13 protein-coding genes are annotated in these 11,792 nt (G+C 54.1%); 9 read left to right on the top strand and 4 right to left on the bottom strand.

Annotated features, from left to right (window positions below):
• The first annotated feature begins 125 nt into the window (after positions 1 to 125).
• Together NR177_RS18325 and NR177_RS18320 are read left to right on the top strand one after the other, a co-directional pair.
• Positions 126 to 1,529 carry a glycoside-pentoside-hexuronide (GPH):cation symporter gene (locus NR177_RS18325; RefSeq protein WP_256853374.1) on the top strand — a complete coding sequence of 468 codons (1,404 nt, stop codon included), beginning with the start codon at positions 126 to 128 and terminating at the stop codon, positions 1,527 to 1,529.
• Complete coding sequence (locus tag NR177_RS18320; RefSeq protein ID WP_063878423.1) at positions 1,526 to 2,485, top strand: family 43 glycosylhydrolase; 960 nt, start codon at positions 1,526 to 1,528, stop codon at positions 2,483 to 2,485. The genes NR177_RS18325 and NR177_RS18320 overlap by 4 nt, the downstream gene beginning before the upstream one ends.
• Here the strand turns inward: NR177_RS18320 and ampE are convergent.
• Together ampE and ampD are read right to left on the bottom strand one after the other, a co-directional pair.
• The gene (gene ampE / locus NR177_RS18315; RefSeq protein ID WP_063878422.1) at positions 2,467 to 3,321 is read right to left on the bottom strand and encodes a beta-lactamase regulator AmpE; all 855 of its coding nucleotides are present in this window, start codon (positions 3,319 to 3,321) and stop codon (positions 2,467 to 2,469) included. The genes NR177_RS18320 and ampE overlap by 19 nt on opposite strands.
• Before the next feature lie 16 nt (positions 3,322 to 3,337).
• Positions 3,338 to 3,889 carry a 1,6-anhydro-N-acetylmuramyl-L-alanine amidase AmpD gene (gene ampD, locus NR177_RS18310; RefSeq protein WP_256853373.1) on the bottom strand — a complete coding sequence of 184 codons (552 nt, stop codon included), beginning with the start codon at positions 3,887 to 3,889 and terminating at the stop codon, positions 3,338 to 3,340.
• A gap of 197 nt (positions 3,890 to 4,086) precedes the next feature.
• Between ampD and nadC the strand changes: the two genes are divergently transcribed.
• From nadC to hofC, 4 genes are all read left to right on the top strand, one after another.
• Complete coding sequence (gene nadC, locus NR177_RS18305; RefSeq protein ID WP_256853372.1) at positions 4,087 to 4,983, top strand: carboxylating nicotinate-nucleotide diphosphorylase; 897 nt, start codon at positions 4,087 to 4,089, stop codon at positions 4,981 to 4,983.
• A gap of 176 nt (positions 4,984 to 5,159) precedes the next feature.
• The gene (ppdD, locus tag NR177_RS18300) at positions 5,160 to 5,615 is read left to right on the top strand and encodes a prepilin peptidase-dependent pilin (protein ID WP_063878419.1); all 456 of its coding nucleotides are present in this window, start codon (positions 5,160 to 5,162) and stop codon (positions 5,613 to 5,615) included.
• On the top strand, positions 5,602 to 6,987 hold the full coding sequence (gene gspE, locus NR177_RS18295) for a type II secretion system protein GspE (protein ID WP_256853371.1): 1,386 nt from the start codon (positions 5,602 to 5,604) through the stop codon (positions 6,985 to 6,987). Before ppdD ends, gspE begins: the two co-directional genes overlap by 14 nt.
• Entirely contained in the window at positions 6,980 to 8,179 is a 1,200-nt protein-coding gene (gene hofC / locus NR177_RS18290) for a protein transport protein HofC (protein ID WP_256853370.1), read from the top strand. Before gspE ends, hofC begins: the two co-directional genes overlap by 8 nt.
• Positions 8,180 to 8,219: 40 nt before the next feature.
• Here hofC and NR177_RS18285 read toward each other — a convergent pair whose 3' ends face one another.
• Positions 8,220 to 9,260, bottom strand: a complete 1,041-nt coding sequence (locus NR177_RS18285; RefSeq protein ID WP_063878416.1) for a GMP reductase — start codon at positions 9,258 to 9,260, stop codon at positions 8,220 to 8,222.
• Between the two features lie 225 nt (positions 9,261 to 9,485).
• On the opposite strand from NR177_RS18285, the gene coaE reads away from it, so the two are divergent.
• The 3 genes from coaE to yacG are packed head-to-tail and all read left to right on the top strand — an operon-like array spanning position 9,486 to position 11,056.
• Positions 9,486 to 10,103 carry a dephospho-CoA kinase gene (coaE, locus tag NR177_RS18280; RefSeq protein ID WP_256853369.1) on the top strand — a complete coding sequence of 206 codons (618 nt, stop codon included), beginning with the start codon at positions 9,486 to 9,488 and terminating at the stop codon, positions 10,101 to 10,103.
• A gap of 3 nt (positions 10,104 to 10,106) precedes the next feature.
• Positions 10,107 to 10,850: a cell division protein ZapD gene (gene zapD, locus NR177_RS18275; protein ID WP_063878414.1), complete on the top strand. Its 744-nt coding sequence runs from the start codon at positions 10,107 to 10,109 to the stop codon at positions 10,848 to 10,850.
• Between the two features lie 8 nt (positions 10,851 to 10,858).
• Entirely contained in the window at positions 10,859 to 11,056 is a 198-nt protein-coding gene (gene yacG / locus NR177_RS18270) for a DNA gyrase inhibitor YacG (RefSeq protein ID WP_063878413.1), read from the top strand.
• 32 nt (positions 11,057 to 11,088) lie between these two features.
• On the opposite strand, the gene mutT is transcribed toward yacG, so the two are convergent.
• Positions 11,089 to 11,484, bottom strand: coding sequence for an 8-oxo-dGTP diphosphatase MutT (mutT, locus tag NR177_RS18265; RefSeq protein ID WP_063878412.1), 396 nt, complete (start codon positions 11,482 to 11,484; stop codon positions 11,089 to 11,091).
• Positions 11,485 to 11,792: the final 308 nt, after the last annotated feature.

Genomic DNA, 11,792 nt, shown 5'->3' with positions numbered 1-11,792 from the left:
CGACGCTGTTCACACTTCTCTCTCCATGGCTGTTTTGTCCATCATCGCAACGATTTATTGCCGCTCATCCTGCTGATTAAACATTAATAATCCTTTTCTGTTTAATCCTTCTGCAGGAAACAATAATGACAGGTAAAACGCTCTCGTTCAGAGAAAAGCTGGGCTACGGCATGGGTGATGCCGGATGCAATATGATTGGCGGTGCCGTCATGTTGTTTCTCAGCTATTTCTATACTGATGTGTTTGGCTTAGCCCCGGCATTGGTCGGTGTACTGTTACTCTCTGTCCGGATTCTTGATGCCATCACCGATCCGATAATGGGCGCTATTGCCGACCGCACCAAAAGTCGCTGGGGACGCTTTCGCCCCTGGCTGCTCTGGGTATCGGTGCCCTATGTCATATTCAGTGTGCTGATGTTTACCACACCTGACTGGAGCTACCACAGCAAGGTTATTTGGGCGTTTGTCACCTATTTTTTCATGTCCCTGACCTACACTGCGATTAATATCCCCTATTGCTCGCTGGGCGGCGTGATTACCAACGATCCCGGTGAGCGCGTGTCCTGTCAGTCCTATCGCTTTGTGATGGTGGGCATTGCCACGTTGATCCTCTCGCTGTCGCTGCTGCCCATGGCTGAGTGGTTTGGTGGCGAGAATAAAGCGCGCGGCTATCAAATGGCGATGGGCGTACTGGCGCTGGTGGGATTAGCGATGTTCCTGTTCTGTTTCGCCAACGTCCGTGAACGTATTCACCCTGCCGTGCCGACAAATGATGACCTGAAACACGATTTGCGTGACGTGTGGAAGAATGATCAGTGGGTGCGCATCCTGCTGCTGACGTTCTGCAACGTCTGCCCTGGGTTTATTCGTATGGCGGCAACCATGTACTACGTCACCTGGGTGATGGGCCAAACCCCTCACTTTGCTACGCTGTTTATCAGCCTTGGTGTGGTGGGCATGATGCTGGGCAGTACGCTGGCAAAAGTGCTGACCGATCGTTGGTGTAAGCTGAAAGTCTTTTTCTGGACCAATATTGCCCTCGCGTTATTCTCCAGTGGTTTTTACTGGCTCGATCCGCACGCCACCGTCACGGTGGTCATCGCCTACTTCCTGCTGAATATCCTCCATCAGATTCCTTCGCCTTTGCATTGGTCCCTTATGGCCGATGTGGATGACTACGGTGAGTGGAAAACCGGCAAGCGCATTACCGGCATCAGCTTTTCCGGCAACCTGTTCTTCCTCAAGGTGGGCCTGGCGGTCGCAGGTGCCATGGTTGGTTTTCTGCTCTCGGCTTACGGCTACGATGCCGGAGCGAAACAGCAATCCGCGCATGCCATCAGTGGGATCGTGCTGCTGTTTACCGTTATTCCGGGCATCGGTTATTTGATTACCGCCGGCGTAGTGCGGCTGATGAAAGTGGATCGCAGCTTAATGCAAACCATCCAACGCGATCTTGCCCTGCGCCGTACAGCGGTACAGACGGGACACGATCAACACACCAGCGAGATCCAGACGGGAGCAGTGAAATGAGCGAGAACTGGCCTAACCCTTTTATCGAACGACGTGCCGATCCTTTTATCCTGCGCCATGGAGAGCACTATTACTTCATTGCTTCCGTACCGGAATACGATCGTCTGGAAATCCGTCGTGCCAGCACGTTGATGGGCTTACGCAACGCAGAGCCGGTTGTGGTATGGCAAAAGCCTGATATCGGCCCCTTTAGCGAGTTGATTTGGGCACCGGAGCTGCACCATATTGATGGTCAGTGGGTCATCTATTTTGCCGCAGCCCCTTCACGCGACATCAAAGACGGGCTGTTTCAGCACCGCATGTACGCACTGGTCTGCGACGATGCGGATCCGCTCAGCGGCAGCTGGCAGCCTGCACGCCAGGTCTTAAGCCACATCGACAGTTTCTCGCTGGACGCCACTCACTTCGTTCATCAGGGTAAAAACTGGTATTTATGGGCGCAAAAAGATCCCAGCATTCCGGGTAATTCCAACCTCTACCTTGCGGAGTTGCGCAATCCGTGGACGCTAAAAGGTAAACCGGTGATGCTGAGCCGCCCGGAATACGAATGGGAGTGCGCGGGCTTTAGTGTTAATGAAGGGGCGGCAGCGATTGTGCATGGCGATCGGCTTTTCATTACGTATTCGGCCAGCGCAACGGATGAAAATTACTGTATGGGCCTGCTGTCTATTCAGCGTGACGCCGATCCGTTGAATGCGTTAGCCTGGCAAAAGTCAGCGCGGCCGGTATTCTCGACCAGTTGGGAAAATCGCCAGTACGGGCCAGGGCACAGTTGCTTTACACAGGATGAAAGCGGACGCGATCTGCTGGTCTACCATGCGCGCAACTATACGGAAATTGAAGGGGACCCTCTGTGGGATGGTAATCGTCACACGCGCCTAAAATATGTACACTGGCGAGAAGATGGCACACCGGATTTTGGCGTGCCACCTGCCGATCACACCAGCGTGCCGTAGATGGTCAGGAGCGCAACCACCACGACTAACACCAGCGAAATACGCTTCGCCAGCGCCACCGCAACACGTGGCGTAGCGACCTTATCGCTGTGTGGATCGCGGGCCAGGGAAAACTGCGCCAGCGTGGTTAGCACATGGTACTGAGAGCGGTGCCTGTCGGTTAATGATGCAAACCAGGCAGGTAACGCCTTCTCTCCGTGGCCGAGCAGCGCATAGGCCACGCCCGCCAGCCGCACCGGAATCCAGTCAACCAGATGCAAAATGCTGTCCACGCCGGATTGCGCACGCGCCATCGGCGTACAATGTTTTGCCAGCCAGCTTTGCCAGGCCCGTAAAAAAGCGTAACCCACCAGCAAAACCGGGCCCCACGCACCTCCCACCACAAACCAGAACATCGGTGCCAGATAAAAACGGAAGTTAATCCAGATGAGGGCGTTTTGTAACTCACGTAAAAATTCGCGTTCACTGCATTCAACCGGCACGCCGTGGATCAGGGTTAATTCTGCCGCCATTGCCTGATGCGCTGCGGCTTCATCACGGCTCGCGGCCTGCAGATAGGCATGATAATGCTGACGCACCACACCGGCACCGATGCACAATAATCCCACGACAATCCAGAACACGAGTTGAGGGATACCAAACAGAATGCCTTTCAGGCTCCATACCACCAGCGCGGTCAGTACCATCACCACAAACAGCATCAACAGGGTACGCATAACAGAAAAGTGCCGACGACCGCGGAAAAAGGGCTCAAGCCGATGATCCAGTTGCCAGTGCTCCCCCAGCTTAAACAGCCGCTCCCAACCTAAAACCAGTAACAAGGTAAATAACGTCATAGTTACTCCAGATGAATCATGATTTTCGTTGCTGTAACCGCTGCTGATAATAGGTCCAGTCAAACGCCGGGCCGGGATCGGTTTTACGCTCCGGTGCGATATCACTGTGTCCGGTAATGCGGGCAGGCGTTATCGGATAGTGCTGCATCAAGATTTGCGTGATCTGATGCAGAGCCTGGTATTGCGCTTCGGTATAGGGTTCAACATCCGTTCCTTCCAGCTCAATGCCAATGGAAAAATCGTTGCAGTTTTCCCGTCCTGCAAACTGCGATATCCCCGCGTGCCAGGCGCGCTGGTCAAAGGGCACATACTGCACAATCTCGCCATCACGCCGAATTAAACAGTGTGCGGCGACGCGTAAATGGGCGATATCAGCAAAGTAAGGATGGGCGTCTGAAGGCAGTGTGCCCTTGAACAGTTTATCAATCCACGGGCCGCCATATTCACCCGGCGGCAGGCTAATATTATGAATAACCAGAAGAGAAGGTGCTTCGTTATGCGGCCGCGCATTATAGTGCGGTGACGGCACCTGTCGCACACCGGTCAGCCATCCTTTTTCTAATTTCATACTGGTTTCTCATCGCGGAATCGGTTTGAGAATAACATGAATTCTAAGGAATTATTGCGCCAAAATGCGCCGCGACCCAGGCGCCGACACTGTTTTGTTAAGTATACTAAACAAAACACCGTCCAGGACTGGCACCGCTGTATTATTCAGGATATGGTAATCACACTGTTATCTGACTTTTGCTGGAGCTGAACGCTATGTCTGTGCGTCGCTATGATCCTGACAGTCGCCACAAGGCGCTGCTTGAACGTATTGAAAATGATATTCCTGAAACGGTTGCACGTGCATTACAGGAAGATCTTGGCGGTGAGATAGACAGCGATCGGGATATTACCGCGCAGCTGTTGCCTGCCGAAAGCCGGGCCCATGCCCAGGTCATTACCCGCGAAGCCGGTGTTTTTTGTGGTAAACGCTGGGTGGAAGAGGTCTTTAACCAGTTGGGTGCCTATGACGCACTGACCTGGCATGTTGAAGATGGACAACCCGTTATCGCGGATCAGCGGTTGTTTGACATTGAGGGCCCCGCTCGCCTGCTGCTCACTGCCGAGCGTACTGCCCTAAACTTTGTGCAAACGTTGTCGGGCGTGGCCACTGAAGTCAGCCGCTATGTCGCGCTGCTGGAAGGCACACAGACACAGCTTCTGGATACGCGTAAAACCGTACCGGGGCTGCGTACGGCCTTAAAGTATGCCGTACTGTGCGGCGGGGGCAGCAATCACCGCCTTGGGCTGTCTGATGCTTTTTTAATTAAAGAGAACCATATTATTGCCAGTGGATCGATTCGCCAGGCGGTGGAAAAAGCCTTTTGGCTCTATCCGGATGTCCCGGTGGAAGTGGAAGTCGAGTCGTTAAAGGAGCTACAGGAAGCCCTTGAGGCGGCAGCCGATATCATCATGCTGGACAACTTTACGCTGGATGAGATGCGCGAAGCGGTGACGGTAACGGCAGGTCGCGCGCTGCTGGAGGTCTCCGGCAATGTCACTGATACGACACTCCGCCAAATCGCCCAGACCGGTGTGGACTATATTTCCGTCGGTGCACTGACCAAACATGTGCGTGCCCTCGATCTTTCCATGCGCTTTCAAGCGAGCTAATCGTTTTCGCCGTGCCACTGGCACGGCCTGTTTTGTGCAGTTTCTTCCACTGTTTAAGCTGTATTGCTGTAATCCGCTTTCTTTCCTGCCTGCGCTTTTCCACTCTCCTGATCTGCTGCTGTTATCGCCGCCACAGGCTTTTTACACTGCGGCCTTCTTACACAGGAGGCAATGGAATGATCTATCAACGTGGTTTCACGCTGGTTGAATTAATGATTGTGGTTGGCATCGTGGCAATTCTCAGCGCTATTGGGCTGCCTGCTTATCAAAACTATCTGCAGCGCGCCGCGCTAACCGACATGCTGCAAACGATGGTGCCCTTTAAGACAGCCGTTGAACTGTGTGCCATTGAGCGCGGCGGTCCTGATCAGTGCCAGGCCGGGCAACGCGGTATTCCGCAGGGAACCACATCGCGTTATGTGTCGGCCATCACCGTGGTCAACGGCATGATTACCCTGACCGGGCAGGAAAGCCTTAACGGATTAAGCGTTGAGATGCTCCCCGTATGGGACAGCACCCAGGGCACCATCGTGTGGCAGCGCACCTGTACCAGCAATAACACGACTCTGCGTGATAACTGCCAGGAACAATTCCGCTTTGCCGATCGGGGAGGCGCATATGCAAAAACCTGATGATGCGATTAGGCTGATCTGCCAGCGCTACCGAGCGATTGTCCTCGATCACAATACGACCCACTTACGCCTTGCCGTTGCCGAAAGCATTCCGGCGGGCCTGCTTGAAGCCTTACAGTTTGCCAGCCCGTGTAAAACCGAAGTGGAATGCTGGCCACAGGCCCGACTGGAACAGTTTGAATCGACGAATAAACCGCTAATGGCAAAAGAAAAAGCGCCAGGGGAATCGACGATTGATGCCGCCAGTCAGCTTTTGCGCCAGGCTACACTGCGTCGTGCGTCGGATATTCATATCGAACCTTACCAGAACAGCTTGCGTATTCGCCTGCGCATTGACGGGGTCCTGCATCCCCTGCCCCCGCAGTGTGATACGCAACCGGCTGCACTGCTGGCGCGGCTGAAAATTCTGGCAGGTCTGGATATTGCCGAACGGCGCCTGCCTCAGGATGGGCAATTTAGTTGTGATATTGAAGGCAGGTCGGCCTCTTTTCGGCTCTCAACCTTGCCCATTCAGGGCGGCGAAAAAGCCGTGGTACGCCTGCTGCAGAGTGAAGGCGCAGCATTGTCACTGGATAAGCTGGGACTGCCTGCCGCGCAGCTACGCCTGCTGACCTCATCACTGATGCAGCCGCAAGGGTTGATTCTGGTAACAGGCCCAACCGGTAGCGGCAAAACCTTTACGCTTTATAGCGGGCTGAGCGCCATCAACCAGCCGGATAAGAACCTTTGCAGCGTGGAAGATCCTGTTGAGATCCCGCTTCCGGGTATCAACCAGACCCAGATTAATCCAAAGTATGGCCTTGATTTCAACCGCGTGTTACGCGCTCTGCTTCGCCAGGATCCTGACGTCATCATGGTGGGTGAAATACGTGATGGTGAGACGGCGGAAATTGCCGTTAAGGCAGCGCAAACCGGTCATCTGGTTCTCTCGACCCTGCACACCAACTCGACGGCGGAAACGCTGACTCGCTTACGTCAAATGGGCATTCCGGGCTATCTGCTGGGTTCGGCACTCCGCCTGATCGTTGCACAACGGCTGGTAAGACGCTTGTGCCCTCGCTGCCGCGAACCGGCGCAGGCGGTGGCCCACTTTCCTGCGTCACTCTGGCCTGGTACCTTACAAACCTGGCGAGCACCGGGTTGCGATCACTGCTTTTCGGGTTATTTTGGTCGGCTGGCCTTATTTGAATTACTGCCCGTAACGGCGAAGTTACAAAACGCCATCGCCGCCGAAATGCCGGTCGAAGGCTTACTGGACCTGGCCAAACAGCAGGGCATGCGTACCCTGATGACATCCGGTCTGGAAGCCGTCAGTCGCGGTGAAACCTCGCTGGAAGAGATGCAGCGCGTGATCGGACTGGATAATGACTAGCCTCTGTTTGTATCGCTGGCATGCGGTAGACAGCAGCGGAAGGTTGCAAACAGGCCACCACCTTGCACCTGACTGCGACAGGCTGTTTTCTGATCTGGCGCAACGTCATTTACTGCCCGTGAGCTGGAAACGGGAAAAAGTTATACGCCGAAGTGACTGGAAGTGGCAGCATAAAATCGATTTGATTCGCCAGCTCGCCACGCTGCTTAAGGCGGGCCTTCCTCTGTCACAGAGCCTGAGTCTCCTTGCTGAAGGGCATCCTCAGGCAGCCTGGCGTGCCCTGATGCTGGCTTTGCAACATCACGTGTTAGCAGGCGAGCCCTTTTCCCACGCCTTGCGTCAGTGGCCGCAAATATTTCCGCCGCTTTATCCCGCCCTGATGGAGGTCGGTGAGCTGACCGGCCAGCTGGACATCTGCTGCGAACAACTGGCACAGCAGCAAACACGCCAGCAACATTTACGGGACAAGGTGATTAAAGCGCTGCGTTATCCGCTGTTTATCCTGGCCGTCGCGCTGGCTGTCACCTGCGGCATGCTGCTGTTTGTCTTACCGGAGTTTGTTTCGGTGTATGCCTCCTTTGACGCCCCCTTGCCTGTTTTCACCGCTGCTGTTATTACGCTCTCTGAGATATTGCAGGCATGGGGATTACCGTTAACCGGGTTGGTTATTCTGCTGGCCATGGGAGGGCAACAGTGGCGTCGGCACGCTGAAAACTGGCAGCGTCGCGAGCAGCGAGCTTTGCTGCGCATTCCCGTGATCGCCGGACTATGGCGGGGAAGTCAACTGACACAAATCTACAGTGTTTTGCAGTTGACGCAGCAGGCAGGACTGACGCTGCTGCAAGGGCTTGAGGCGGCAAAGGTCACGCTCTCCTCGCTGCTGTGGCGGGAAGCTATCGAGGCACTTCAGCATCATATTGCTCAGGGCAATCCTCTGCACCAGGCGCTGAACAATCATCCCTTATTTAGCCCGCTCTGCAGTCAGTTGATTCGCGTAGGTGAAGAAGCAGGCGCACTGGATGTGATGCTGGTACGTCTGGCTGAATGGCATGAAGGACAGACGCTGACGCGTGCTGATAATCTTGCAGCCTCGCTGGAACCCATCATGATGGTGGTGATTGGCGGCATTGTGGGCACATTGGTGATTGCCATGTACTTACCCGTGTTTGGATTAGGAGAAGCAATGCAGTAAAGGCGCAGCCTCACCCTTACTGCATGCACAACAGGTTGCCTTAACGGGTAAAGGTTCGGTTTTCCTGCTCGGCTACCCGGATAAAGGTCGTGCGTTTGGTTAACTCTTTCAGACGCTCAGCGCCAACATACGTACAGGCAGAACGGAGACCGCCGAGAATGTCACGAAGGGTTTCCTCCACCGGCCCGCGTAACGGCAGCTTCACCGTTTTTCCCTCTGCCGCACGGTATTCTGCGACGCTACCGGCATGACGTTTCATTGCCGACTCTGAACTCATGCCGTAAAACAGCATGAAACGCTCGCCATTTTCTTCGACGATCCGGCCCTCACACTCATCATGCGCGGCCAGCATACCACCCAGCATGACGAAATCTGCTCCGCCGCCAAAGGCTTTCGCGATATCGCCCGGTACGCTACAACCCCCGTCGCTGACAATTTGCCCGCTCAGGCCATGGGCCGCATCGGCGCACTCAATGACCGCAGAGAGCTGCGGATAGCCTACGCCGGTTTTGACGCGCGTGGTGCACACCGAGCCAGGCCCAATGCCGACCTTAACGATGTCTGCACCAGACAGGATTAACTCTTCCACCATCTCGCCGGTCACGACGTTCCCTGCACAGATCGTTTTACCAGGGAAGGTTTCCCGGGCGCGCTTCAGGAAATCGACAAAGTGTTCAGAATAGCCATTGGCGACGTCGATGCAGATGAACTGCAACTCGTCGGAGATCGCCATAATCGCGATCAGTTTATTGAGATCGGCATCCGAGGTCCCGGTAGAAACCATCACATACTTCAGCACTGCACTCGGTACGCGTTGCACGAATGTCCGCCATTCCTCTACGCTGTAATGCTTGTGCACAGCCGTCAGAATATTAAAACCGGCCAGCGCCTCCGCCATCAGAAAGGTGCCAACGGTATCCATATTGGCGGCGATAACCGGCACACCGCTCCAGCTAAGACCGGAATGCTTAAAGGTAAAGCTGCGATCCAGCTCAACCTGAGAACGGCTTTTCAGCGTTGAGCGCTTGGGGCGAATCAATACATCTTTAAATCCCAGTTTCAAATCTTCTTCAATGCGCATACATCCTGTCCTGGTAAGAGGTTATAAACTGTCGTGCATGAAGCCATCACGGTTCCCGCGATCTCATGATACGCGCCATTCCAGCCGCAACAAGACTGCGAATTTCACTTTATTTACGCTACAATCCATTAAATTCAACTGCGTATTTTTGTTGTGACCCAGCGCGCATATTTATCCTGTGATGACGCGTGACCGGCGTGATACTGAGCGACTAAGAGAGTTTGTGTGAGAGATTCCCCCTACACTGTGGCGCTGACTGGCGGAATTGGCAGCGGCAAAAGTACCATTGCCGAGTATTTTGCTGCGTCAGGTGTCGATATCATTGATGCGGATGTCATTGCTCGTGAAGTCGTCGAGCCAGGCACGCCCGCTCTTCAGGCTATTATCGCTCGCTATGGCGACGCTGTTGTGAACGAACAGGGCGCACTACATCGCTCACGTTTAAGAGAGATCATTTTTGCCACGCCCGATGAAAAACGCTGGTTAGACGCGCTGCTTCACCCTCTGATCAATGCACGCACCCAGCAGCTTAAAGCGCAGGCCGTTTCGCCCTATGTTTTGTGGGTGGTGCCTTTGCTGGTTGAAAATCAGCTGCAGCGGCAGGCCGATCGCGTGCTGGTCGTCGATACCGATGAAGAGACGCAGCTTAAACGCACGCTGCAGCGCGACAATGTCTCTCTCGATCAGGCTAAACGTATTCTTGCGGCACAGGCCACGCGTCAACAGCGTCTCGCCTGTGCGGACGATATTATTGATAACAGTGGCGCACCTGAAAATGCGCTGCCCCAGGTTGCCCAACTCCATCAGCTTTATCTGAAGCTTGCGGCAGCGAAACAGGATTAACCCATGAGTACAGTCGTTCTGTTTGAACATCCACTGAATGAAAAAATGCGTACCTGGCTGCGCGTGGAATTTTTGATCGACCAGTTGCATGACATTATGCCGTTGGAAAACACCGCGACGGCACTGACTTTTTTCCGCCTGATTGGAGAACTGCTGGATATCTTCGAGCGTGGCGATATGCGCACCGAATTGCTGAAAGAGCTTGAACGCCAGCAAGCGAAACTGCGTGCATGGGCCGATGTGCCCGGCGTAGATATGTCCGTGGTGGATGCATTACGTGACAAGCTGAAAGCGCAGTCTGTTCTGCTTAACAGCGCCCCTCGTATGGGACAGCCATTGCGAGAAGATCGTCTTATCGCCCTGGTTCGCCAACGACTCAGCATTCCCGGCGGGTGCTGTAGCTTTGATTTACCCGGCCTGCATATCTGGCTACATTTGCCCCAGGCGACGCGCGACGCGCAGGTGACACGCTGGATGGAAACCCTTATCCCGTTGCACAGTACCCTGGCGATGCTGCTTGATTTGATTCGCCAGTCGGGAACCTACCGTTTACAAACCAGTTTGAATGGGTTTTATCAGGATAATGCTGAAGGCGCGGATTTATTGCGACTGCAGCTGGAAATGGAGGATGCACTGTATCCTCAGGTTTCGGGCCATAAAAGCCGTTTTGCGATACGTTTTATGCCATTGGACAGCGAGCATGGCGAAGTGCCAGCGCGCCTTAACTTCCAACTGGCCTGTTGTTAGAGGTGAAAATGCAGGAAGAGATAATGACGGTGGAATGCCCGCAGTGCGGTAAAACAGTGATCTGGGATGAACTCAGCCCATGGCGGCCATTTTGTAGTAAACGCTGTCAGTTAATCGATCTGGGCGAGTGGGCTGCAGAAGAAAAGCGCATTCCCAGCAGCGATGATTTGAATGACAGTGATAACTGGAGCGAAGAAGACCGTTGAGTAAAACCGTGGGGCGTGATTGCCCCACCGTATTACAGTTCGTCCGCCACCAGACGAGCTATCAGCTCATGATTCGCTGCCGGAAACTCTTCGGCGACCAGCGCATGTTGTTCGACCCAACGTTGCGGTTGTCCCTCTTTGCCCCAGGGCTCACCTTTCCAGCCTTCCACCAGGAAAAAATGCAGCGTTACGCGCAGATCGTCGTAGGTATGATCTTTCGTGCCAATAGCGCGCGCCTGCGTCACTTCAATACCGGTTTCTTCTAACAGTTCGCGCACTAATCCTTGCTCGGCGCTCTCACCTGCTTCAATTTTCCCGCCGGGGAATTCCCACTTATTGGCCATATACGAGGACGCCGCACGCTGGGCAAGAAAAATCTGTTTACTGGCATTGCGAATGATGCCGACCGCAACCTGCAGGTGCTTCATGAAAATATCCCGGAGAGTGAGTGAAAGAGGGCTGATTCTAAAACATGTTAAGCAGGTTGTTAACCGCTCAGGCGTTCGAATAGCAAACTGAAAGGCAAAAAAAGGAGCCATTGGCTCCTTTTTAGTTCCACATGTCCCGTCCTGAATAGCGTTGACACATTTTCCACTGGTTTTGAGGAGAATGTGATGAAACAGTATGTTAAACGCACTCAGCGGGATTACTCTCTGTCCTTTAAGCTGGCAGTCGTGGAGCAGGTTGAAAAAGGCGAGATGACTTACCGCCAGGCTCAGGAACGCTACGGCATCCA

The sequence above is a fragment of the Pantoea sp. Fr+CA_20 genome, assembly GCF_024520835.1.
GTDB classification, from domain to species: domain Bacteria; phylum Pseudomonadota; class Gammaproteobacteria; order Enterobacterales; family Enterobacteriaceae; genus Pantoea; species Pantoea allii.
This window is presented reverse-complemented; position numbering and strand designations above follow the sequence as displayed.